The 25836-nt window shown below is 42.6% G+C and carries 18 protein-coding genes; 6 read left to right on the top strand and 12 right to left on the bottom strand.

Annotated features, from left to right (window positions below):
* Positions 1-129: 129 nt before the first annotated feature.
* The 4 genes from VPNCDNU1_RS06060 to VPNCDNU1_RS06045 all read right to left on the bottom strand — a co-directional run bounded on the left by VPNCDNU1_RS06060 (position 130) and on the right by VPNCDNU1_RS06045 (position 8108).
* Complete coding sequence (locus VPNCDNU1_RS06060) at positions 130-1188, bottom strand: FecCD family ABC transporter permease (RefSeq protein ID WP_371410778.1); 1059 nt, start codon at positions 1186-1188, stop codon at positions 130-132.
* Positions 1188-2234, bottom strand: coding sequence for a FecCD family ABC transporter permease (locus VPNCDNU1_RS06055; RefSeq protein ID WP_104399535.1), 1047 nt, complete (start codon positions 2232-2234; stop codon positions 1188-1190). The genes VPNCDNU1_RS06060 and VPNCDNU1_RS06055 overlap by 1 nt, the downstream gene beginning before the upstream one ends.
* A 36-nt stretch (positions 2235-2270) precedes the next feature.
* On the bottom strand, positions 2271-3221 hold the full coding sequence (gene fepB, locus VPNCDNU1_RS06050; protein WP_104399534.1) for a Fe2+-enterobactin ABC transporter substrate-binding protein: 951 nt from the start codon (positions 3219-3221) through the stop codon (positions 2271-2273).
* Positions 3222-3593: 372 nt separating this feature from the next.
* Positions 3594-8108, bottom strand: a complete 4515-nt coding sequence (locus VPNCDNU1_RS06045; protein ID WP_104399533.1) for an amino acid adenylation domain-containing protein — start codon at positions 8106-8108, stop codon at positions 3594-3596.
* 368 nt (positions 8109-8476) lie between these two features.
* Here VPNCDNU1_RS06045 and VPNCDNU1_RS06040 point away from each other — a divergent pair, with 368 nt between their 5' ends.
* A complete protein-coding gene (locus VPNCDNU1_RS06040; protein WP_104399532.1) occupies positions 8477-9547 on the top strand; it encodes a 3-deoxy-7-phosphoheptulonate synthase in 1071 nt (356 codons plus the stop codon).
* A gap of 208 nt (positions 9548-9755) precedes the next feature.
* Here VPNCDNU1_RS06040 and VPNCDNU1_RS06035 read toward each other — a convergent pair whose 3' ends face one another.
* Positions 9756-10541 (bottom strand): 2,3-dihydro-2,3-dihydroxybenzoate dehydrogenase, encoded by a 786-nt coding sequence (locus VPNCDNU1_RS06035; protein WP_104399531.1) that lies wholly within the window; start codon positions 10539-10541, stop codon positions 9756-9758.
* Between the two features lie 271 nt (positions 10542-10812).
* Here VPNCDNU1_RS06035 and VPNCDNU1_RS06030 point away from each other — a divergent pair, with 271 nt between their 5' ends.
* Entirely contained in the window at positions 10813-11994 is a 1182-nt protein-coding gene (locus tag VPNCDNU1_RS06030; protein ID WP_104399530.1) for an isochorismate synthase, read from the top strand.
* A gap of 8 nt (positions 11995-12002) precedes the next feature.
* On the top strand, positions 12003-13631 hold the full coding sequence (locus tag VPNCDNU1_RS06025) for a (2,3-dihydroxybenzoyl)adenylate synthase (RefSeq protein ID WP_104399529.1): 1629 nt from the start codon (positions 12003-12005) through the stop codon (positions 13629-13631).
* A 353-nt stretch (positions 13632-13984) separates the two neighbouring features.
* Here VPNCDNU1_RS06025 and VPNCDNU1_RS06020 read toward each other — a convergent pair whose 3' ends face one another.
* The 4 genes from VPNCDNU1_RS06020 to VPNCDNU1_RS06005 all read right to left on the bottom strand — a co-directional run bounded on the left by VPNCDNU1_RS06020 (position 13985) and on the right by VPNCDNU1_RS06005 (position 18111).
* Positions 13985-14800 (bottom strand): siderophore-interacting protein, encoded by an 816-nt coding sequence (locus tag VPNCDNU1_RS06020; RefSeq protein WP_104399528.1) that lies wholly within the window; start codon positions 14798-14800, stop codon positions 13985-13987.
* Between the two features lie 52 nt (positions 14801-14852).
* Complete coding sequence (locus VPNCDNU1_RS06015; RefSeq protein ID WP_104399527.1) at positions 14853-15746, bottom strand: isochorismatase family protein; 894 nt, start codon at positions 15744-15746, stop codon at positions 14853-14855.
* Between the two features lie 160 nt (positions 15747-15906).
* Positions 15907-16248: an isochorismate lyase gene (locus VPNCDNU1_RS06010; protein WP_104399526.1), complete on the bottom strand. Its 342-nt coding sequence runs from the start codon at positions 16246-16248 to the stop codon at positions 15907-15909.
* A gap of 207 nt (positions 16249-16455) precedes the next feature.
* Positions 16456-18111 carry a (2,3-dihydroxybenzoyl)adenylate synthase gene (locus tag VPNCDNU1_RS06005; protein WP_104399525.1) on the bottom strand — a complete coding sequence of 552 codons (1656 nt, stop codon included), beginning with the start codon at positions 18109-18111 and terminating at the stop codon, positions 16456-16458.
* 208 nt (positions 18112-18319) lie between these two features.
* Between VPNCDNU1_RS06005 and VPNCDNU1_RS06000 the strand changes: the two genes are divergently transcribed.
* Positions 18320-18562 (top strand): phosphopantetheine-binding protein, encoded by a 243-nt coding sequence (locus VPNCDNU1_RS06000; RefSeq protein WP_104399524.1) that lies wholly within the window; start codon positions 18320-18322, stop codon positions 18560-18562.
* Positions 18563-18672: 110 nt separating this feature from the next.
* On the opposite strand, the gene VPNCDNU1_RS05995 is transcribed toward VPNCDNU1_RS06000, so the two are convergent.
* The 3 genes from VPNCDNU1_RS05995 to VPNCDNU1_RS05985 form a co-directional block, all read right to left on the bottom strand.
* On the bottom strand, positions 18673-20742 hold the full coding sequence (locus tag VPNCDNU1_RS05995) for a TonB-dependent receptor (protein ID WP_104399523.1): 2070 nt from the start codon (positions 20740-20742) through the stop codon (positions 18673-18675).
* Positions 20743-21213: 471 nt separating this feature from the next.
* A complete protein-coding gene (locus VPNCDNU1_RS05990; RefSeq protein WP_104399522.1) occupies positions 21214-22491 on the bottom strand; it encodes a condensation domain-containing protein in 1278 nt (425 codons plus the stop codon).
* Between the two features lie 194 nt (positions 22492-22685).
* On the bottom strand, positions 22686-23135 hold the full coding sequence (locus VPNCDNU1_RS05985; RefSeq protein ID WP_101109935.1) for a DUF3429 domain-containing protein: 450 nt from the start codon (positions 23133-23135) through the stop codon (positions 22686-22688).
* A gap of 245 nt (positions 23136-23380) precedes the next feature.
* Here VPNCDNU1_RS05985 and VPNCDNU1_RS05980 point away from each other — a divergent pair, with 245 nt between their 5' ends.
* Together VPNCDNU1_RS05980 and urtA are read left to right on the top strand one after the other, a co-directional pair.
* The gene (locus tag VPNCDNU1_RS05980; RefSeq protein WP_104399521.1) at positions 23381-24319 is read left to right on the top strand and encodes a substrate-binding periplasmic protein; all 939 of its coding nucleotides are present in this window, start codon (positions 23381-23383) and stop codon (positions 24317-24319) included.
* A 205-nt stretch (positions 24320-24524) separates the two neighbouring features.
* Entirely contained in the window at positions 24525-25808 is a 1284-nt protein-coding gene (gene urtA / locus VPNCDNU1_RS05975; protein ID WP_104399520.1) for an urea ABC transporter substrate-binding protein, read from the top strand.
* Positions 25809-25836: the final 28 nt, after the last annotated feature.

Below are 25836 nucleotides of genomic sequence, written 5' to 3'. Positions count from 1 at the left end.
ACAAAGACCACTCCTAGTGGATTTGTTTCTGGGTTAATAAAAATTAGTGGGTTACTTTATTCTCAATAAAGGCTAATGTAAAGCATTCTCATTTGCGTTGGATGTATTATTATTCTTGATGACTGGAATCTAAAACTGACGAGACCGTGTAAGTAACCAAATCAAGTAGATACCGCCCACAATGCCAGTCATTCGACCTATCGGGACACTGGCTTGAAATGGCAACCACTGAATCAGTACATCCGCCATTAAAACCAACAGCGCCCCCATTAGTGCGGAGGAGAAAAGTGACAAAGCTCGTGACTGCCTTAATCTACCGACTAACTGAGGAGCAGCGAGTGCGATAAATGCAATAGGTCCTGCCGCACCTGTCGCAAATGCTGCTAACACAACGGCGAAGAAAATCATGGAAAGACGAACTCTCTCAACACGTATTCCTAGCTGGGTGGCAATATCGTCCCCCATTTCTATCATTGAAAGTGCACGCTTTAAGATCATCATAACAGGCAGCAACACCACCACGCCAATGAGCACTGGGTAAACATGCGTCCACGTTCTGGCGTGAAGAGACCCAGCAAGCCAAAGGTTAGCCATGATTGCGCTATCCAAGTTACCCTTCACGAGCATTAACCCATTCAGTGCACTCAAAATAGACCCAATGCCAATACCTGTCAGTATTAGGCGATAGCCTCCCACTACTCCCGCTTTTACAGCAAGCAGATAAACGATAACGGCGGTAAGAATCCCGCCCACGATGGCAGCCAAAGCAACTTCTAATGCGCCTTGTTCAAACAAGACAATCTGTGCAATGGCACCAGTCGCAGCACCAGTCGTAAAACCGATAACGTCTGGAGAACCTAGAGCATTTCGGGATACTGACTGAAAAACCGCACCCGATATCCCCAGAGCTGCACCAACAAAAATGGCGGTCAATACTTTCGGCAACCTTATGTTGAGGATTACCCGTTCTTTTATTCCACCTTCACCCATTCCGAGAATAGCGTCGACAACCTGGACCAAGGAAATATTGAACTTACCCAACGTCATAGAATACGTAGAAATTGCACAAACGAATGTAAACAATATTAAAGCAACAACTATGTGCAAAAGTTGATAGGGCAACGATAGCGACCCGAAGCGCAAGACATGCCCGTTACCCGACATGCGAACAGGAGTACGTGGATTAATCATAGTTGGGAAATCTTCCAGCGCTTGACCAAGAAAACAAAGAATGGACCACCTATCAATGCGATCATGATTCCTACACTAATCTCATTAGGGTAGCCAATGACTCGCCCTAAAACATCAGCCACAACCGCCAGAGTAGATGCAATAAGTAACGAAAATGGTAATAGCCATTTATGATCAGGACCGGAAATTACTCGCGCGATATGAGGTGCAGTAAGACCAACAAAGCTGATGGGACCTGCTGCCGCAGTAGATGCGCCAGCCAAGATAACAATGGCAATAGACGCTAAGCTCCATATTTTCACTGGATTAACCCCAAGCGCATGACCTATGTCTTCTCCAAGTGATACAGTATCTAAAGCTTTGCTCAGTGAGAACGCAACGATCAAGCCTACTGCAATTAGCAATGATGTAGGAATCACCACATTGTAACCACGCCCCTGAAATGAACCGACTGACCAGTGACGAAACTGTTCAAACACCATCTCGTCACTATTAACTGTAATCATATGAGTTAACGCGAGTAATACGACGGATAATGCTGTACCGGCTAGCACTACCCTGACTGGATTGGCACCTTTTCGAATACCAGCAAGCACAAACACACCTGCCCCTGCCAAAGCTGCTCCCAACAAACCAAACCACATCACGTAAGTGACATCGTAGACGCCAAGAAATGCTATCGCCGATACGACGGCTACCGTTGCTCCAGCATTGACCCCGAGGATTCCAGGATCAGCCAGCGGATTACGAGCTAACCCTTGCATAATAACGCCAGATACGCCTAACGCTCCACCAACAATGATTGCAAGAAGTGTTCTGGGAATTCGTAGGTGGTGAACTAAAAGGTGGTCGCTATTGCTTTGATCAAACGAATAGATGGCATCCATTGTCACGCTGGGTGAGATAGTGTGTGTTCCAATGAATATGCTGAAACAAGAAACTACGAATAACAACACCAATCCAACAAAGAACCAGATACGTTTTTTGGTATCTCTCCGCTCTTTACAGATATCTTTAGGGGCGGGATGGACAATGGCTGTCATTCCAAAAAACCTTTTTTCTCATTGTTCAGCATTAGGTTATTCGCCAAATTTTTCAACGATACCATTAACAATTTCCATTGCGCTGTACATGTCTATTCGAAAAGAATTCATACCCAAGCCAAAGACTTGCTTCTTCTTCACCGCCGGAAGGTTGACGAGAATAGGATCTTGCATGAACATTTTAGCGGTTTCTTCATTCGCCTCTAACAGGAATGTGGTTTGCGCCTTAAGCTGAGTCAGCAACTCGAAATGTACTCGCAAAAAGTCGGAAAGTGGAATGCTATTATCATGCCATTGACGATTCTGTGCTTCCATACGAAATCCAAGATCTGAAAGCAGCTTAGCATGAACCCCTGTTTCCAGAGCGACAGCATTGGTTGACCCGGCACCATAGTAGGCAACAATGTTTGTTTCTCCATCTGGGATCTTTATTTTGCTTTTGCTGTCTGCAACGAGCTGATCAAATTCATCTATGCGTTGCTGGGCCTGATTTTCCAATCCAGTTGCATCACCAAGCTTGATGGCTAAATCTTGCCAAGATAGAGCAGTATAATCCAACACAATTGTTGGAGCGATTTGTTGAAATTCAGCCAGTTGCTCCCTCGCAGAATCGGCTCCTCGCCATGCCACAACAATTAAATCAGGCTCGTAAAGATACGCAGACTCCAAATCGACGCTCCCTGCTGGCCATACACTTTCAACGTGTCGTTTCTCAGCCAAATCTGCCCATTGTTTGAAAAACGTCCCTTCGTAATTAGAAGCACTCGCAATCAAAGGAGCATCAATAGCAAGCAATGTTCCACTAATCGTTACAGATGTAGAAAGTATTCGGGTTGGTTTTGCGGGGATAGCTGTTTCAGAACCATCAGCATTTACAAACGTTCTTGGATAAGATCCATGGGTCGTTGATGAAGGTTTAGCAATAACCGACGTCGAAACTGAAATTAAAATCACAGCAATGATTTTAAAAATAATATTGATTCTCATTTCTCTTATCACTTAAATTTAATCTGGCGGTTGGTGAAATAAAATGTATTGATCCAGTGGATTTTAGCCCGATATGAATACGTAACGGTGATGCAGTAAGTCATTGACCATATGCTAACTATTTTCATACCGATCAATCAAGATAAAACCTACCTACGCCCCCCAAAACACAATCAAGGTGCTTTTAAAGGGCAGGACAAATAAACAAACCGCTTTCCGCCTGCATGGCTATAGCCGCTCGTTGAGTAACCAAGAATGGCTGATAATGCAGTAATAACAGAATTGAAAACCTTTACTCGACTGATTTCTACATTGAACTCACTATAAGAGCCGAACCTCTGAGTTCGGCTCTTTTTAGCAATAGATAGAAACTCAGCCTGATATTAGCTCACTCACCTCTTTCGCATTTCTGCATTTAATGAGCTTACGAGCGAACACTTTATGACCATAGACATGGCTAAGTTGAGACGACACTTCCTTAAGATGAGACGGCTTTAACCCTAACGATAAAAATGCACTGTTCTCATCAAAACCTTCAAGACGCTTCCCAATCACTTGTTCATAAGCTTCTATGATCTTTGCGAAGTTCGGTTCAACCGCTGAAACGATTGAGCTGCTTTGCTTAGAAGTACTCTGCTTACTGGCGCTTTGTTTAACCTGACCTGTACTTGGTTCAGTTTGACCAAGTGAGAGAATCAATTGCTCTCTTGCTTGATTTCGATCGAACTTACCATTTCGCGAAAGTGGAAGCTTATCCAGTTCCAGTAACTGAGAAGGAACGTGAGAATTTGGTAAGCACTGCTGGGCAAATTCACGTATATCTGCCGTATTTGCAGATTGACCTTCGGCAACGGTATAAATCGCACCCAAAGCAATGTCACCATTACGCTCTGTGTAATCCACGATCAGTACCTGTTCAACCACAGGACATCGATTTAGCTCTTTCTCAACGTCAGGAAGCGAGACGCGTACTCCCCTAACCTTAACGTAACCGTTAACTCGTCCGGCAAAAATGATGTTCCCATCTTCACGGTAATAACCTAAATCCCCTGTTCTAAAGGCTCTGGCTTTATTGCCTTGATCGTCCACTATCGTTACATAGTCAGTTTGTTTCAACTCACCATCTTCCAAATAGCCTGATGCAAGGTTTGCCCCGACTGTCATGATTCGACCGACAACCCCTTGTGGGACGTGTTTCCCTAAGCCATCCATAATGAAGTATTGGTTTGCAGGGAATGGTCGACCATATGGGATAACGGTGATGTCCTCGTCTGTCACAAAATGCCATACACTCCATATGGTCGTTTCTGTTGGTCCGCCAATGGAAACCATACGGATATCTTGCTCTAACGCTCGGAGCTCTTCAATGGTCTTAGGCTTAACGTAATCTCCACCCTGACAAACTAGTCGTAAAGATTTCAGTTTTTCACCCTGCATACAGGAAAGCAGCATTTCCATAAGGGCTGGCACCGATTGCCAGATGGTAATGCCATGCTGCTCTACCAGCTGATTCCACCTGATTGCGTCTTTTTCTTCTCCTGCTGCCGGTAATACAATGGTGGCGCCCGTCGAGAATGCCGCATAGATATCGAACACAGAAAGATCATGATGGAAAGGTGTCACACACATCAAAACATCGTCAGAAGTAATTTCCCACGCTTTACAGGTTTCCCCAATGACATTGGAGGTCGCTCGGCTATTCATCACTACACATTTGGGCTTTCCTGTTGTTCCAGAGGTATATAAGTAGTAAGAGCCATGCTCACTTTTACTCAACACTTCTAACTCATCGTTGGAAGGCAAAACGTAGGTTTCATCGACAGGTTGCAAAAGCGACTCATAGGTCACGGAGTGTGCTCGACCAGAAGGCTGAACGCTTACCACCAAGCTTGCATTGCAATTGCTCAATAGATAATCCAATCGCTCTTCTGGTGATGAAGCATCAATAGGCACCCAAATGATACCAGACAGCGAACATGCGATGGTCATAACTAGATGTTCAGGGCTCTTTGGCAAGCAGATCGCCAACACATCACCTTGCTTCAAACCAAGGTGAGCAATATGTTGCATCACTTTATGTACATCTTCCCCAAAGGCTTTATAACTTATCTGCCTGTCACCACAAATAACCGCGATATCACTCGAAGCATCGCCACCCAAATTTTTTGCAATCTTGGCTAAAAACCTAGAGCATTCAAAATCCGACGGGTCGCAGTTCAGCTTGTAATGATCAAGGTTTACAACCTCGCGTGGAGCGACATCGAAATGTTTATTCTCACACACAGATAGCACGTGGCGCTCTATTGACTCGAGTATCGAAACAACAACTTGCTTGTCCAAGGCGTCAACAGCGTAGTCGAAACTCAATACTAGATTCTTACTTTCATCGAAATTTAGACGAATATCGAGGGCAACCTGAGGCGTTTGAGTCACACCGGAGAAGAACACCAAATCGTCTTCCTCAGATAAGGTATCCCATGCCAAACCATTAGTAACCACTACAGGTAACGCCAATGAGGTCGAACGGGAGCTCATGATTTGTCGATTAATATCAACACCCGAGAAATCCAAATGGTCAAGTGCTTCAAGCATATCATTCTGAATGCTTTGGGCTCGCTCTAATAACGTGCCTTCGTTCTTCCGGTATTCCAAAATAACAAAGGTAGAATCATTCCCCATTGGGCGACCACTTTGCGGAATAGCGACAGGAAACCCTACCCTCATCTCTTGCTCAGTAGTCCAGTACGACATTCCTTCAAGAATTAATGCTGACAGTGATGAGTTCAAAAATAAACTGTTCTCGGCACTCGCCATAGTGAGCTTAGTTAATATAGATTTCTCAAACACGATGCTTTCACGCTGGTAGTGCGAGGCTTTAATATCTTCTATTCTTTGCTTCCAAGGAAGTGATGGTGGTACGCACTCTGGATTCAGCTTGTTTTCCCAGTAGGTTTCGTCTGTAAGCTTTTTAGCGGTAGCTTGCTCGCTATTTTGCTTTAAAGCGAATTCGTTTAAGTCAGGCGCTTTACTTACGCTGATATGATGCAGTTGGTCACTGTTCTTTTTCAATAGCTCAGAAAGAATCAGAGTATGTGTTCTTCCATCCACAATTAATGCATCAAAACTTGTGAATACAATGGTTTGATACGTTAAGTCTGATTCCGGTAATTGAATAACGGACACAGCCCAAGGTGATCTCGAAAGGTCGTGCATATTGTGGCTATTTGCAACGCGAATTTCTTCACTTTTTTTCAAAGCTTGCTCAATAGCAAGAGACCTAAAATCATGAGATTGGAAATTAATCCCCACCTTGGGAGAGACATACTGCACCAGTTTAATCTCATCTATATGCATTCGAAGCGCATTATATTTTTTCACTAGCACTTCTAAGCGGGATTCAACAAGATCGGATTCGATCTTGCCTCGGTATTCCCTGAATTCATGCATCGCAGTCCCACCCATCGGGATCTGAGTCGAGCGACCTAAGAGATAGGATTTTTGAAGTTCTGTCAAAGGCTGGGGTAATGAGCTTTCCAGTGGGAGTGATGGGCAGTCAAATCCAAGATTTACCAATGTCTGTTCCAGAGAGTGATGGATGCTTTCCGGATTGGCAGCGAGTGACACTACTATAGCGATATACTTATCAAAAAGAGTTTGAACAAAGCCGTCTGGGAACACATCCATCCGTACATCCCAGTTCACGAATATTCCATTATAAGCTGGGGCTATCTGCGCATCCAAAGTCACTTGAGCACCTTGTGAGATCACCCAATTCATCTTACCGAATACGTTGGTAACCTCGTCAGAGAACAGATTATCACCATCGAAATCCATGCCCGAAGTGAATACAACCGGTGATGCTTGAACCGTACCATGATGACGAGACAAATCACGCATTAACGTCACACCAGAATAGCTTTCATGGCTAAGTAATTGGTTAAGCTGATTGGCTGTACGACGACAATGATTAAGAGTTGATTCTTGCGCTTTTAAGCTGGCGCTGTAAATCAACAAGTTGGAGAAATCTCCAATGGCAGCATCAACATCCTCTGTGTAAAACCCACGATGGAAAGTGGGTACGTTCAGTCGAAAGCTCGGCGCAGCGCAAGAGCTCCCTATTGCTTGCGAGAATAGGGTTAAGAAAAGCTGAGTCAGGGTTAAATGATGTTTTCTTGCAAGATCTTCTAAGGACGCTCTTTCGTCGGGCGTGAATAGATGTGTAAATCGCTGGCTATGTCCATGTTGTCGGTCGATGCTTTCGCTAACATAAGGGAATGTAGGGGCATCCGCGATACTGGTCAAACGCTCTCTCCACCATTTTTTATCTTCTTTTCTTTTTGAAATAAGATAGTTATCTGACGATTGTCGCTCTAAATAATCGAAGAAAGGCACCCGTTCTGATGCTTCTTTTCTACACTGCTCGTTTGTGTAGAACTTGGCTAGATCTTCCACTAAAATTCGGAAGCTCTGAGCATCAACTGCAATCATATCCACATCGATATGCAAGCGGCATTTACCTTGAGAATGGAAAGTGGCACTAATTTCGATACATTGGCCATTTTCTAAATCGAGCTTTTGATCTGTTTTAGCCGCGCGTTTATCAATTAAAAAAGACTCTGTTTCTTCTGCATTTAGGTGCTTCACATCATCAACAACAAGCCTATGAATAGAAGACAAAGGAGAGATAGTTTGTTGCCCTTCAGAAGTGATTTTCATTCTTAGCATTGGGTGAGAAGCATAAAGTTGCGTTACCGCGAGGGCCAATCGCTCCTGGATTATGTCTTCCCCATCAAATTCAGCATAAATATGAGCTGCTACCCCTCCCATAGATTGCCGTGACTGTCTGCCAACTAGATAAGCGGTTTGTACCGTTGTCAGTTCTCTCATTTCTATTTCCACACTATTTAATCCATTAAACGCGCCACAAGGCGAAATCGGGTAATTTAATACACTAGGTCGGCACTAAACTCAAACATTAATAATAATTATTATCATTTAATGATAATGGGAATAGTTGTATATCAACGAAGATTAATGAGTATTTGAATAACTTACTGACATATAGTTGATTTTCTTACTAAGAGCGTCGAATTCCCCTCAGATAATAGGCTTGACATTATGCTGCTGATATCTTAATAATCCTCCATCAAAAATGATAATGATTATCATTTGTTTAATTTCGTCCTGCTAGATCCTAGCTGGATTAAACTTCGTTAAAGGTAAAGCATCAAGGAACACTTCTTGTAGGAGGAAGGATGCAAGAGCTACAAAAACTGATTCACTCTACCCCTATCGGTTCACTGCCACGAGTACCAGATGTGGTGAACGAAATCGCTTTGAATTCAGAGAGTGAACTGTTTATCAGTGAGAAGCGAAAAGAAATCTCACAAATCTTAAACGGGGAAGATAACCGACTACTGGTTATCATTGGTCCTTGTTCGATCCATGATCCAGAAGCTGGTTTGGAATACGCCCGTAAGTTAGCGGATCTACAGGGCAAGTATAGCGACCAACTTCTAATCATAATGCGAACCTATTTTGAAAAGCCTCGTACCCGAGTGGGCTGGAAAGGACTCATTGTCGACCCTGATTTGGATGACAGCCACAATATGAGAAAAGGGCTGTTTGTCGCAAGAAAGTTCCTAAAAGACGTCATCGATTTAAAGCTGGCTACCTCAACTGAATTTTTGGATACGACCATTTACCCGTACGTTTCTGATTTGATTTGCTGGGGTGCAATAGGAGCTAGAACTACGGAATCCCAAACACATAGGCAAATGGCTTCAGCACTTCCATGCCCTATTGGGTTTAAAAACGGTACAGATGGTAATATCAATATCGCAATAGATGCGATTCATGCCGCTAAGTCATCCCACCTCATTTGCGTTTCAGGATTCGGTGAAGCACCTATTGCCGCAATGACCAAAGGTAATCCAGCAGGACACGTTATTCTGCGAGGCGGGAAAAAACCAAACTATTCCAACGAACACGTATGTGAAGTAACAAAGCAGCTAGAGTCGAACGGCTTGACCCCAAACTTAATTGTTGATTGTAGCCATGGAAATAGCCTAAAAGTTGCGAAAAACCAACTCAATGTAGCCCGAGATATCGCGCAGCAAATCATCGATGGTGAGCAATACATTGCTGGAGTGATGTCTGAAAGCTTCCTAGTTGGAGGAGCACAGAGCATTGGTGATTTTCCACTCACTAAGGGGCAATCTATTACTGATGAATGCCTCAGCTGGGAAGATACAGTAGCAATTCTCGATATTTTTGCGAATGCAAAAGCAGAAGCCGAGCGTAAGAAATTTTCAACTGTTGCCTAGCGAATTAAAACCTTACCCAATTAAGCAATCGATTACGGATGTTAAAACGCTCATTAAGAGAGAACAGTCGTCAAGTTAGATTGAATGGTAAGTGATAACAAGTAGTAAGTGATAACAGATGGCAAATGAAAATACACAACAAAAAATGGCGCATCAAGCGCCATTTTCTTTTTCAAAATCTAAAACAACCAGAGCTCAGGATGTCAGATCAGTTATCAAGCGTTGCACCACCGTCAACGCGGAGGTCATGCATAGTGATGTGATTAGCTGCGTCAGACATCAAGAATAAAATGGTTTGGGCAATATCGTTAGGTTCGGCAATTTTATTTAGTGGAATGCCTAATCGAAACTGTTTTGCGTCTCCTGCAATCACCTGCTCTTCACCATAATCATCATTCCAAAGCTGTAACTGCATCTCGGTACGGGTTGAGCCAGGGCTGACAATGTTACATCGAATACACAATGGTGCGAGCTCAATACCTACCGACTTCACAAACATATGCAGCGCCGATTTTGAAGCAGCGTACGCTCCCATATTTGCTCGAGGTGTATTTGCTGCATTTGACCCCACGACCACAATATTGCCTTTGCGTCGCGCTTTCATACTCGCCGATACAGCCTGCATTGCAGACAGAACACCAAACGTATTCACCATAAAGGTATTCTCGATCTGTTCTAAAGCCATATCACACAAGGCACCTAAGTGTAGTACACCTGCACAACTGACTAAATGGTCAAACTCCCCATACTCACTGATCCATTGATGAACACTTTCTTTAACACAATCCGGTTTGGACAAATCCAGTTTGAACACCTGAAGCTGATCTGGATATTGCGTAGAAAGAAAATCAGATTTAGAGGCTAATAGATCCTCATCTATATCCGTTGCTATCACCTTCGCCCCTGCTTCGAGCAAACTCTCTAGTGTGCTAAACCCAATACCTTTTGCAGCACCCGTCAGTAAAACGTGACTTCCCTCAAGAAATTTTGACATATATGAAAATAACCGTATGAAAAACAATCAAAAAAGCACTCTTATTAACATTTAATTAAAGGAAAGAGGCAATAACTGTGATCAATGTTTAATAATGAGAATTAACACCAAATGGTAATTATTATCATTAGCATTTAACCGTTCGTAACTGTAATCTTAGTTCCCAAAATAAGCAACCCGATGAAGATGCTCCGCCTTAGACAGGATATAACTTCTGATTTTTTGGTACGGCGTCCCATTATCACGATCTATATTTCAAGAGGGATCTGTTATGAAACGTGAAGTGATTGGCTATTCAAAAATGGAAAGTGAACTATTGGACTGTGAATTATTGTCTTCTCCGTTTTTCTTCGCTTCTCCAGATAACACCATGATGGGTAAAGGTATCGAGAATGAATTTCATCAATCCATTCCATTTACCCAGTTAGCGGCTCAAGCCAACGAAATGCTTCAGGCAGCAAAGAAGTCGGATTCGGATAATCCGGTTTTGTTTGGTGTTGTGCCGTTTAATGAAGAAAATCCAACTAAATTTATCATTCCAGAGAAACTGTATGTTTCGAGTAGCACCAGAGCGCTAAGACCTAACTCTCAGTCATCTTCTGACGCAAGAGTGATTTCTTCACCAAGTGGTAATCATTACAAACAAGGGGTATCCGATCTGCTCGATATGTTTGCTAACACCGAGCTTTCAAAGGTTGTTCTTTCTCGTGCAATTGAAGTTGCAACAGACACGGATATTCAGCAGCAAGCTTTGCTTCGCAATCTTTTATCGATCAATTCTAAGGGGTACACCTTTGCTGCAAACATCAGTGAAGACCAAAAACTGATGGGGGCAAGCCCCGAGCTTCTTGTCGCTAAAAAAGGCAGCCACTTAGTTTCTAACCCCCTTGCTGGTTCTCGTCCAAGATCGGAATCTCAAGAACTGAATAAAGCATCTGTCGATTCCCTACTGAATACAAATAAAGATTTGTACGAGCACGGTTTGGTCGTTGAAGAAGTTGAACGCATTATGAGTAGGTACTGCTACAACCTTTATACGCCTATGATTCCTTCGGTTATTGAAACAAAGACTATGTTGCACCTTTCCACTGTTCTAGAAGGACAAGTCAATGACCCTGCAATCAATGTTCTAAAGGTCGCGGCAGAGCTGCACCCCACCCCAGCGGTTTGCGGTTATCCTCGCGAAAAAGCCTACGATGCAATCAGAAAATTGGAGCAGTTCGATCGCGGTTACTTTACGGGCATGGTGGGATGGTGTGATTCAAGAGGTAACGGCGAGTGGGTGGTCACCATCCGTTGTGCAGAAGTGCAGAAGCGCCAAATGAAAGTATTTGCTGGTGCAGGTATTGTTGATGAATCTCAACCGCAAAGCGAGCTGGATGAAACAGGTGCGAAGATGAACACCATTTTGACTGCGGCAGGGATCCAACTTAAAGACATGCTGACTGCTTAGGTGGAATTGTGGGTTCGAATAATCAAATAGATTTTACAGCGTGGCCAGAATCTCTGGACACGCAATATAGAGAACTTGGGTATTGGTTAGACAAAACGCTTTTCGACCATTTTCAGCACTCTGTTACCCAATATGGTGACTCGATTGCACTGGTATGCGGTGAGCGCCAATTCACCTACAAAGGACTAGCCGAGCGTATCTCCAAACTGGCATCTGGTTTTCAGTCACTAGGATTAGTCAAAGGTGACAACGTCGTATTGCAGATGACAAACGTAGCGGAATTCTACCTCTGCTACTTTGCATTGCTGCAGAAAGGCATTCGACCAGTTTTAGCTTTGCCTGCTCATCGATTGTCTGAAATCTCTTATTTTTGTAAACATGCTGAAGCGAAAGCTTACATTATCGATGGTGAACATACAGGGTTTAACTACCAAGGATTAGCAACGCAAGTACTTGATGAAGATAATGAGCTGAAGCACGTGCTTGTGCGTGGCAATACTTCAAGTATTCAGGACGATAGATTCACCGCATTAGAGGATATCGAGGGGCAACCGGATCATATTCAAACCGCAGATGCATCAGACTTAGCATTCTTTCAATTGTCCGGTGGAACAACGGGGACTCCAAAATTGATTCCCCGCACTCACAATGACTATGCTTACAGCGTTATTGGCAGCAACGTCATTTGCGAATTTGATGAAAATACTCGTTACCTTTGCGCGCTACCTGTCGCCCACAACTTCCCGTTAAGTTCCCCTGGTGCTTTAGGGGTATTCTTCGCAGGTGGAACCGTGGTTCTGACTCAAGACCCAACACCTAATTCTGCGTTTGAGCTGATCGAAGAACACAGAGTAACCGTGTCTGGCTTGGTGCCTCCGCTCGCTTTGCTGTGGATGGATCAAGCTCAGTCCACAACCCATGACCTCTCAAGTCTTGAACTCGTTCAGGTGGGCGGCGCAAAATTTAGCGAGACAGCTGCGAAGGAGTTACCAGACAAACTGGACTGCCGACTTCAACAGGTGTTTGGCATGGCTGAAGGGCTGGTTAACTACACTCGCCTAGACGATCCTATCGAAGTGATTACCTCTACCCAAGGTCGACCTATTTCTGAGCATGACCAAGTAAAGGTCGTAGATGAAAATGGAGCTAATGTGCCAGTAGGAGACGAGGGTTTCCTTCTTACTCAAGGACCTTACACCATTCGTGGCTATTACCGCGCAGAAGAGCATAATCGCCGCTCATTTAATAACGAAGGTTTTTACAGTACTGGGGACATTGTCAAACTCACCGAAGATGGCAACATCGTTGTAACGGGGAGAGATAAAGACCAGATTAATCGAGGAGGCGAAAAAATTGCAGCAGAAGAAGTCGAGAACCAGTTGCTACGTCATGAGTGTATCCATGATGTCGCTTTAATTGCCATACCCGATGATTATCTAGGTGAACGCAGTTGTGCGGTTGTCGTTAAGGCAAAAGGGACCGAAGTAAACCCGATCAAACTTAAATACTTCTTGCGCGAATGCGGCTTAGCGGATTACAAAATCCCTGACCTCATTAAATTTGTCGAATCATTACCAAAAACTTCCGTTGGTAAAATCAACAAGAAAAAGCTTCGAGAGGAATACACTTCGGCCTAAATATAAGCCTTTCTCCTCAATATACTCAAACCACCTCAAGATGCAGGATTCAGAGCTTTATCTTCTGTTTCAGTTCAAGGAAAAGAACGCAGTGGAATGACGAGTCCTTTCCAAGTTCTTTGACGATGAAATGGGACAGAAGATGAGCTCCCAAGGGCGAGTTTGCTTGGTTTTCATGCCGCGTTACCGATTCTAGATTTAGAACCACTAGATCTTCAAATCGGCTCCTTGCCTGAAAACCAAGCAATTCTCGCTGAACCTAGCACCTTGAGGTGGTTTGAGTATAAGAATAAAAAAACCGACTTCAGTGAAGTCGGTTTTTTTGTCGGATAGGCTAGGTTCTGGTGAAGAAATTAGTATTCTTCGTCCATTACCTCATGGCGTTCATCATGATATGCCTCTTCATCCTTACCTCGTTTCCAGTAAGGAATTGCATACATGTCTCTCTTAGTCAGTTTATATTCTTCTCTGAGCACTTTTCGGCAAGCGAGAACACTTTCATTCTCACCAGCAATAAAAGCAGAAAGCTTCTCTGCGCTACCAGGAGGTGTAAGACCACTGATCGCCTTACTCAACTGAGCATGACCATCTTTTGGTTCCCTTAGAATCCACTTCACGGCAACACCTTCCGGATGCTCTATGTCGTGAATATCTTCAGTCTCATCAATCTCGATAAATGCATAACCTACGGTATCAGACGGAAGGTCTTCTAAAATAGCGCTAATAGCTGGGGCAGCGGTAAGGTCACCAGCAAAAATGTGCCAATCCGCGGGTTCAATCAATGGGTCGGGTCCTGCTGGACCAACGAGCCCAATCTGAGAACCTTCTTTCGCTTTTAACGCCCAGCCACCACCAGGAGAATTTTCGCCATGAGTCACAAAATCGATATCAAGTTCATTCACATCCGCACGGTATTTTCTAACTGAATATGCTCTAGGGACTGGTTTATGTTCTGGCCATACAACCGTTTCACCTTCCCTATACGGGAGCTGCAATATCCCATTTTCCCTATTTGGAAAAAATACTTTTATATGGGTACCACCTTGATCTTCAGGGAACCCTATTAAGTCTTCACCTGTTACCGTCACTCGTAGAAGGCTTTTAGATACGTATTCCTTACGTACGAAGCTTAATAACATCGGATATAAGCGCTCTGGATTATCGCTCATCGGTTTACCTCTTATGGATATTTATTGAAATTAGAGTCAATTTAACGAGTCGTTACGCTGACACTTCTTCCTTCTTATTATTTAGAGTGGTCTCAATCGTTCTCCACCACTCCTGTAAGGAAACCGTTTCCATAAGCTTGGCGAACGAAACATCGGCACCCTGCTTATTCCACTTCTCTACAAGTGTCATGACCCTAATAGAATCCAATCCCATAAAAATTAAGTTTTCATTCACATCAATATCTTGTGCAGCTACCCCTAGCGTTTCTGCTACATCAGATTGCAGAACATTTAGGCTTAATACACTACCTTTGGATGACTGGATTTCACCAATTACCTCACTCAGGCTTTTAATACTCCCCGCTCTACCAGCAACATAATTCAATGTATGAACATGGTCTTCACGAGAGAAATCAGCAATGGCGTCACCCACAATAAACGGCTTTATATCCAGCATAAAAGCATCAAGTGCTGTGGATAAAATGCCAATATGCCCGTAAATGCCCGAAATGATCAGCTGGGTTTTACCATTCTCTTTCATGTAGTCAAGCAATGGGGTTTTCTTGAACGCGCTGTAACGCCATTTGACGTATTCAATATCATCTTTTTCAGGCGTGAGAGAAGAAACAACTGGAGTATGATCGCCATTCAACCCAGGTCCCCAAAAGTCTGTTAACAAAGCACGGTCTTTTGGATCTTGATTAGCGGGTTGGGCAGTATAAACAACAGGTATCCCCGCTTCTTTCGCTTTCTTCTTAAGTTCTTGTATATTTTTAAGAACTTCAGCCATAGGTGAGGCGTTCATCTCATAATAGTTCACGAAGTATTCCTGCATATCGTGAATCAGCAGTACCGCTTCGCTAGGGTCAATTTTCCAATTCGTCTTGTTGTCTGGAAATTCTTTGTGTTCCGGCAAGTCGTAACTCGCAATTTTAGGTATAGCCATTTGTGATTGTCCTTAATACTCTAATTAGCGCCTAAGGTTCCTAATTAAGTCTTCTGATAAATCAGATCTTTTGCGCTTAGCAACTAAAGTAAAAACATATAAGTTGATAATATGTCGCGCTCTAATTACTTACCCAACTGATAATTTTAAAAAGTTATTATCACGTTGCTGTATTTTCGGACTCTTCTGTCGAAAGCCCTCTTTCATTGCGCCAGTGCTGTATTTGCTGGTTAATGTACCAATCGATTATGTTAGGGAAAATCGATTCAACAAACTCTGTTGAAATCCCTGCTTCTTCGGCCCATTTTTTTCGATCTTCCAACATTACAACGACACGTTCGGGGGCTGGAATACTCTCTTCATTAGGCTTAAACTGTGCTGCTGCTTTTACATAGCCCATTCGCCTTGAAAGAATATGAATAATCTCTTTGTCAAGGGTATCTATTCCTATACGAATATCATTAAGACTTTCGCAAGCTTCTGGCTTCTTTAAAGATGACACGTTAATTTCCTTTAATTTCATTCCCTGTTGTCTGCTTTCAACTTCCTACTTTCTGAGTTATTCCTTAGTTATTGAAGAATATGGGGAAAATAGAAATTCTTCGTCCTTAAAACGAAATAAGAATGTATCTTATTATCAATAAATATTCAATCAGTATACCGTCGCTTTAGCGTGGAATCAGACCACGTATTCGTCGCCTGAATTTCTTTATATTGGAGTATTAACCCAAGGGGATCCATCTGGACCAGGAACGCGCTTTTTATCTATCTTGCCAACAGCCGTTTTAGGCAAGCTCGACACAACATTTAGCTCATCTGGTAATTTGAATGAAGCGATACCCTGTTCTTGAAGGAAAACTCGCAATTCTTGAAGCGTCGGCACTCGACCTTTCTTGACTAACGCTACGCCTATTCTTTCCCCCAAATGCTTATCCGGTACGGCAACGACTGCGATTTGTGCAACATTGGGATGGGCAAGCAACTGCTCTTCCAATTCATCTGTAGCAATACATTCGCCAGCTCGGTTTACGACATCTTTGATCCGACCCGTCACCACAATGTAGCCATTTTCATCCACGATGACGCGATCGCCACTTCGGTAAAACCCATCTTCAGTAAAAGAACGCTCATTGTGCTCTGCAGCTCGGTAGTAACCTCTTAATGTATACGGACCTCGAGTGAGCAACTCCCCCTCTTCTCCAACCGAAACGAGTTTCCCCTCGGCATTAACAACACGCACCTCATCCCAATGACTAACAGGGCGTCCCTGTTTAGTTGCAACGAGTTCATCATCATCACCAAGTCGAGTGCAGGCAATCAGACCTTCAGCCATTCCAAAGACTTGTTGAAGTGCACCAGGAAATGCTTGTTGAACATTTAGAGCATCGGAATGCGCAAGTTTAGAACCACCCACTTGGATAAGTCTCAAACTGGATGTGTCAGCATTCTCCCATTCTTTAGCTGCTGTCCATAACTGAGCTAACGCAGGAACTAATGCTGTAGAAGTGACTTTATTTTTTTCAATAACATCGAAACAATAGTCGGGGCTAGGGTTTGTACTAAAGATGACTTTTCCGCCACACTGAAGTGCACCAAGTAACCCAGGGCACCCTAACGTAAAGTTGTGTGCTGCTGGTAGAACCGCAAGATAAACCTCTTCATTTGATAATTCGCTCGCGTCGGCGCAACTCTGAATGTTAAAGCGATAATCGTTATGTGTTCTTGGAATGAGCTTAGGAAGGCCCGTTGTCCCACCTGAGACCAAAAACAGAGCCGGAAAATCGGGATTTGATTCTTCGGGTATAAACTGATTAACCTCACCCATAGGCATAGAGCCGTATTTCCCTGAATCGCCTGCGATATAGATATGTTTCAGTTCAGGGAATTCTTTAGAAAGTGAATCTGAAATATGAAGCGCTTTGCCATCATTTTCTAAATTGGAGCCAAAATAAGCCTTTGCACCAGAAATTTTCATGAAATGACGAATTTCGACAACACCATGTGCAGGCAAAGCCAGTACCGGAACCAAACCTGCCCTTTGTATTGCAAAAAAAACCTTTGCAAAAAAAAGACTGTTCGAAATTTGGAAAACGACTCTATCACCTGCTTTTAAACCATCCTCCTTTAAACCAGCTGCTATTTTGTCAGCTTCAAGTTGCAGCTCTTTATAAGAAAGCACGCCATGAGAATCTTCAACCGCGATCTTCTTTGGGTGTTTATCTACTCCCTCAGATAAAATCCCCCACAAAGGTGTGTTAAGCCATATATTGGCATTTTGAAATTTTTTAAATTGACTTTCAGACTGTTCAACAAAACCGAAAAGCAAATCTTGTTGTACCTCATTTTCCTTGAGTACGATGTCCATCTCATTCCCTAATGTTTCTGTACTGATGACGAGAGTATTTGCTTGAAAAAAGATAATCAAACACACTCACTGCAACTTATGCGCAGCATTTTTCTAAATGGTAATAATAATCATTTGAACACCACAATCAAGTAATGATATTGTGTACAACGATTTTGAATCAAACATTGGAAGTAAAAGGTAAGCTTCCGAAAAAAAGGATATTATTTTGTCAAAGCAAGAAGCGAATATTGATTTATTAGAGACAGTTAGCCAGCTTTTAGGCGTTTCAGCTGATTCAATAAAACCTGATGTAAATCTTATTGAACTCGGTTTGGACTCAATCAGCATGATGCGTCTGACGGGGCAATATAGAAATGCAGGCTTGAATCTCAACTTTGCGCAGCTAATGGAAAACCCAACATTAGAAGCTTGGGAAAAAATCATCGCATCAAATGAAGTACCTGCATAACCATCGGAATTAAAAATCAAGCAGCTTTGGTATAAATCCTAAGCTGCTTTTTTGTTTCTAAACAAAACGCCTTGCGTCATTGCAAGGCGTTTTTTGGTCAAACTTAATTGTTAGAAATTCAGTTCTACAGAAGCACCAATTTGGCGAGGTGCTTGTTTTGTTACAGCTGTGTCAAAATAAAACGTTTCTTTTTGCGAATCAAACAAGTTGGACGCAAATAGTGCAACACGACCGCTGTCGAATACATAAGCTAGCTGAGCATTGGCAACCCAGTATGCGTCAACTTTTTCGCTTTCGGTATTTTCAATGTCACTGAAATAGCCACCAGAGTAGCTTGCGTTCCCACTTAATTCAAAACCATCAGCAAAATTATACAGCGCTCCTAGCTTTGCGTTTAAAGAAGGTGCGCGAGGAAGCTCTTTATTTTTGTCTGAAGGATCTTTGAAGTTCGATTTCAACAAGCCTAGTGATGCAAAAAACTCTAGATCGGATGTTGTCAACCAACGACTTCCTAGCTCAGCACCATACGTATTTGCGCCGTCGACATTGTCTATTTGCACATCACCATTTGTCGAAGTTTGAATAACCTGGAAGTTGTCAAAATCGTTGTAGAAGACATTAGAGGTTAGCTCAAGAGTATCACCTAACAATCTGTGACGAGTGAATAACTCATAGTTCCAAACGTATTCATTTTCGTAGGTATAAGGAGTAAAGCCAACAAAATTAATTCCATTAAACCCTAATCCAGCGCCTCCTGAACTAAATCCTTTAGCTGCACGGACACCCACTGTTTGTGCTTCTCCAGGTTTGTAACTAACTTCTAGCTTAGGTAGAAATACACCAGAGGATTCATCGTAATCTAGGGAGTAACTAGATGTATTGATAAAACGTTTTTTGTTTTCGCGCTCAAATCGACCTGCTGCGACAAGCTCTATTTTTGGGGTTACCGCATACGTTACTTCACCAAAAGCAGAAACACTGCTGTTTTCACCTGTCATTGGAGTAGATAACCCAGTTTGCTCATAGACATCATCGTCATTTGACTTAAAGTAACGCAATCCAAATAAGCTCGAAACATCTCCATCTACTGAATTAAATCGAACAACTGGTTCAACTTGAATTTCTTTACCATCAGATTTCACATCTTTCTTTCCACGAAATGCTGCTGGATCAGAGATTCTGTCGTACGAACGATCTGTGTAGATAAAGTTATTCTCTAACACTAAAGTTTCAGATAATGTATATGAAACATCCCATATACCACTAGTCGATTGAGTTTCATAGACAGCACGATTGTCGTCTGTAGCCCCTTGAATAGCTTCAGATTGTGGTGAACGGGTATCCATATGAACAACAGTTACAGTGGTCTTGAAGCCTGGAAGCCCTGATGGCTCGTAAAGGAATTTTCCGCGCGCAGTCGTCATCTCGATTCTTCCAGGATCACCGGCTGGCTCGTAAGACGTGAGATCTTCATAACTCTTGCGCTTTTGCTGATCGACGCTCAATCTAAACGCAAGTTCATCCTCTAAAATTGGAGCGGATATTACTGCTGCTGTCTGAGAATAGTTCTGTTCGCCAATTGCACCTTTAACCTTACTTTCAAAGTGATAGGTAGGATCATTTGATTTCATGACAATGGCACCTGAAGACGCATTTCTACCTTGAATGTAACTTTGTGGTCCAAGGTAAATTTCAGCCTGTTTTATGTCCCATAGTGAACTAGGACCAAAGGCAACTTCTGTATACCCCATTGAACGCCCGTCTACTGAGAGGTTCAACCTTGGCATAGATCCGCCAAAAGCAGCAAGCCCACCAATGGACGGACCTGAGCCATCCACACCACGAACCGATGGTAGGTTGTTACCCTGGCCTGAGTCTACGATGTTTGGCGTTAACTGAAGCAGATCATCAATCTCAGTGGCACCTGGAGTGGTATTGATACGGTCTTCATCAAAAACCTCAACACTTGAGCCAGTGTCGTAAATGGAGCGCTCTGTTTTTTCACCAATTACGGTGACAACAGAAATAGTACCTTCTCCAGAATTTGCTTCATTTTTATTATTTGTTTCTGCAAATGCCTGACCACCCACGCAGAGTCCCATAATAACTGCGGATAAGGTGCGCAATTTGAATGTTTTGTTTCCTATTACATTCATCTGCGCTGGACGTAATGCTGTCATTTAAAATTCTCCTTAACTAAGCATTAACAATTGATGCACCCAAATACGATTTATCAAAAAATAAAAGCCAAACTGGAAGCTATTCAAATGAGTGAAAAGGCGATGGACTCTTTAACTGAGTATTCGACTAGACTTCCTTGTGACTCCCATTAACCACTACGTTATGTATTTGAGAGCGAATATTCCGACTAAAAACCGCTTCTCAGACAGAGTAAAAAAGCATCACAAATTAATATGCAGATGCTTGCAAATTTTTTCTATCTGTAGCTTGACGAATTTAGGTTTGTACTCTATCGATAGCGCATACAAATGTAAAGCATTCTCATTTATATTTAGTAATAGTTATTATTATCAATAAGACGTTTATATAAGAGTAAGTGCCCTATATCGACAAATCAAAATTATGCAGAGACTGCCCCTGCATAACTTATAGAGCAAAGTAAATCGTATATTTGAAAAGGTTGATGGATGTCAGTCGGTAGAACAATTGAGCAATGTGGAATGCAAAAAATCCTTTAGCCCTTTGGCATGCACGTCTACTGCAGACTGATGATAAAGTGCCGACTCTCCTTCAATAAATAAGCTCATTCCTGAGGCATCCTTTGAAGATCGAAAGGTAATATTAAAACCATCTGCAATACCACCAGCAACGACTTGGTGGTTTGTCTGGCATAAATGAAATTCAGGTGGGTCGAAAGGTAATATATTAATAAAGGGGGATAAGAAATAGTGATGACCTTCAGATATATTTTTACTCTCTAGCCTATATCGACCATGTGAATAGAGCGTTCTTAACTCTTTTACGGAGCTAAGAATATAATCTTCGACACTCTCATTTTGTTTAACGCAAACTTTATAAGGTATGGCATTTACCATTAACGAAGGTGTATTCGCGCAAGGATTTCCCATTCTATTCATAAAAGGGATCCATACTGGTAATGAATCCTCCTTTTGCCCTTCTGTGTTACGGAAGTCGGAGTATAAGTACGCAGAGGTTAGCAGCAGTAAAATATCTGTCCACCCAATTATGAGCTTTTTAGATAAGGTTAGTAATGCCGTACCTAATTCATCAGGTAACTCTAACCTTTTTTCTACCGTATCGAAGCACAAGCTACCACTCTCTATTTTTTCAAGATCGGAATTCTCTATATATTCTTGCCAAAACGCTTCATCTTTCCCGAATCGGTTCCCTGTACGATAGTCATGATCTTCTTTTATGTATGTATCGAGCCTTTTATGTGCCGCAGGTGGTGTTTCTTTTAGTAAAAAGCAGCGGTATAACGTTGCACACCGGCTCTCAACTAAACTCATACTGTAGCCATCTACCGCAATATGATGCGCCCGAGAATACCAAATTCGTTTTTCATCAGATAACAGATAGAGCCTTTGTAAAGAAATGGCAGAATTGGTCAGGTCAATAGGTGTACTTGCATCAGCTACCATCATCTCGTTAGCCGACGCTTCGTTATTTGGCTTTGTTCTTAGATCGATAACCTCTACATTCGAATACAACGAAGGGGTAACGGACTGGCGTGGGTAAGATTCACCTTCCACGACTTTGAATGAAAGGTTTAATACATCAGCTTCATCAACAGCTTGGCGAATAGCCCGCAACAATAATTCATGATCACAGGGACCATTAATTTCAATACGATGGGCTACAACAGATCCTGAACTATCAGGGTGATTTAAGAACTCATCCCAATAAGATTGCTGAGCATGGGTGAGTGGGTGCCAAACTTGGCTCATTGCGGTTTCCTTACCTGAATGCACCTCAGTTTGGGATAAGCTGAGCAGCCACACTCTATTCAAACATCGCTACTTCGATTTAAGTGCAATAGGTTTGTTCTCATCCTTGGCTGAGGTTAGTTGAATATAACCAAAAGCCGTCAGATAATACCAATACAGCAACAAAACTCAATGAGAATCATTTACAATTATATTCATACCACTAGTGCAACCCCATGAAATGCGACGACCCCGATGGTCAACCTTGTTCTAAGGGCATTGTAACCTTTCGCATTATTTTCATTTTCAGAGTTTCGTAACGTGGCTTCAGTGAACCAAACCGCTACATACCCAAAAGCCAGCATGAACAGAGAAATCCAATGATTTTCCGGCGATTGCAATAAAACCGCCCACGCAATAAAGGTGAAAGAATTGCTTAATAGCATTCCATTACGGCTCAACGCGTGAGAGAAATGATCAATCGCATTTCCCCACAAAGCACCGGATAAAAAGCTCAAAATAATCGCGCTATAAGTAACAAAAAGCCCCAGTGGGGTATGCCCAAATAGCGAAATATCCGCCACCATAAGTACCAAACAACCAAGAAAGGGTAAAAGCCCTAAGTACCCAAGTTCCATCATAATGTGTCGCGGTGTCTGTTCCATCATCCACTCCAATTGATCACTTCCATAACTGATTAAATAATAGACAAAACCCAAAGAAGTCACGAGAAACATTACCAATAGTCTCTTCTTAGAGTCACTTTTGAGGTATAGCAGTTGCAAACCTGCTCCATCAGGCAAATCTTTCTGGTTTTGTTCTCTCTTCAAGAGTATCACCAGGGATTATTTCACGTTCAGCTCGGTAGGTTGACTATACTTAAGTCAATACCTTTTTATTGGATAGGTAAATGCATCGGCATTTGTGGCAGTATTTTTTAATCAGTGTTGTTTTTTTGAATCTTTTCAACGTCGTGAACGCAGAGAACCATGCGAACGCTGACGATACTTTCGAAACAGAATCTAACTTAAACAATCAGCTTCCAGTTCAAGTCTGTAGTGAGTCTTGGGCGCCTTTTTACTACGAAGTATCACAGAAGCCAGTAGTAAAAGAAGAGAACAAACGGCCAACTAGCAACATCGTTGGCATCAATATAGATATATTGGAAGCCACTGCAAATCAGCATCAGTTTGAATTCCAGTATAGGCTCATGCCTAACAAGCGATGCCTTCATAACTCACAGAAATTTGGTCACGAGAGCCGCTTTGAAATCACCACAGACATTACATACAGTGAAGAGAAAGCAAAAGAATTCTATTTCATAGGGCCCATATACACCCTTTCTCGCGCCATATTTTATTCTGAAGACGATTTTCCAAAAGGGCTATTCAATCCACTGTCGGGGGGCAGGTTAACAACGCTGCGTGAAATGAAACATTTTGATGTCTGCGAATCAGGTGGGCGTGTTATTGAAAATTACATCGAAAAGCGCACTCATCTTGAAGACGAGATCATTTCAATACACAAATCAGGGCTAAGTAGCATGATCATGATGCTAAAACATGGTCGCTGCGAGATTATGGAAATCCCCGCCCCCATTATCGCTGGCAGTATTGCAACGGGTGAGGTAACCCTACCTAACGATGTTGTTTGTCAGCCACTCAATGAAGATGACGTCCGTTTTTATTTTTTGATATCGAAGCGATCACCAAGAGCTGAAAAACTTGTCACCGCCATTAATCAGACTCTGATCAGCCTAAAGCAGTCCAGCTTATATGACGAAATAATCGCGTATTATTACAACGAACTTCATAACAAAAACAGCCGCGCGATAACAGCTTGCTTTTAGCTTTTAATTCACAACATTGGTGAAACCTATCAGTGCAACTGCACCAAAAGCATTCAAAGTTAATCAATTTATATGCAAGTCCAAACATAAAGAGAGAAAATACCTTAATCCTTAATTATCAATACATTACCACCAAATATCACCTAGATTTTTATTTGGCACACTTCTTGTTGTTGAAAAACCATTCACAATAAGGAGATACACCATGAAGAACATGACGTTCAAATTGAAGCTTGCTGCGTTAGGCACCCTCATATCACTTTCTTCCCAAGCATTAGCATCCGATACCATTAAAGTCGGCGTGCTGCACTCTCTATCAGGCACGATGGCGATCAGTGAAACGACATTGAAAGATACGGTATTGATGTTGGTTGAGGAGCAAAACAAAAAAGGTGGGTTACTTGGTAAAAAACTGGAAGCTGTCGTTGTAGATCCCGCTTCAAACTGGCCTCTTTTCGCAGAAAAAGCCCGCGAGTTAATTGAAAAAGAACAAGTCGATGTCGTCTTTGGAGGTTGGACATCCGTATCGCGTAAATCCATGTTACCTGTTTTTGAAGAGCTCAACAGTATCCTGTTTTATCCCGTTCAATATGAAGGTGAAGAGTCATCAAAAAACGTGTTCTACACAGGAGCGGCACCTAACCAGCAAGCCATCCCTGCTGTTGACTATTTAATGAATGATCTCGATGTGGAACGATGGGTACTCGCTGGCACCGATTACGTTTACCCAAGAACCACCAATAAGATCTTAGAAGCCTACTTAAAAGGTAAAGGTGTCGACGCAAAAGACATCATGATCAATTACACACCCTTTGGTCATTCCGACTGGCAATCCATCGTTTCTGATATCAAGAAGTTTGGCGCAGAAGGCAAAAAAACAGCCGTAGTTTCCACCATTAATGGCGATGCAAATGTACCTTTCTATAAAGAGCTAGGCGCTCAAGGCGTTTCATCCGAAGACATCCCAGTTGTTGCATTCTCAGTGGGAGAAGAAGAACTGTCTGGCATGGATACCTCTCCTTTAGTCGGACACCTTGCCGCTTGGAACTATTTCATGAGCGTAGAAACAGAGTCCAATGATGATTTTGTAGAAAAATGGCAAGCCTTTATTAAAAGCGAGGACCGTGTCACTAACGATCCAATGGAAGCGCATTACATCGGATTCAACATGTGGGCGCAAGCGGTCACCAATGCGGGCACCACTCAACCTGAAGCCGTTCAAGACGCTTTAATTGGCGTTTCCGTCCCTAACTTAAGTGGTGGTTACTCCACCATGCTACCAAACCACCACATCACCAAACCTGTCCTGATTGGCGAAATTCAAGACGACGGTCAATTTGAAGTTGTTTGGGAAACCACAGGGTTAGTTGCGGGCGACGCATGGTCCGACTTTTTGCCAGGTTCTAAGGATCTTTACTCCAGCTGGTTGCAACCATTCTCGTGCGGCAGTTTCAATGTTGAAACTAAGAAATGCTCAGGAACGAATTAATTTATTTTTGCCCCTCACACTTTGTGAG

Origin of the sequence: Vibrio penaeicida, from assembly GCF_002933855.1 — a bacterium.
Taxonomy (GTDB): domain Bacteria; phylum Pseudomonadota; class Gammaproteobacteria; order Enterobacterales; family Vibrionaceae; genus Vibrio; species Vibrio penaeicida_A.
The sequence above is the reverse complement of the archived record's forward strand: the minus strand, read 5'-3'. Positions and strand labels throughout refer to the sequence as shown.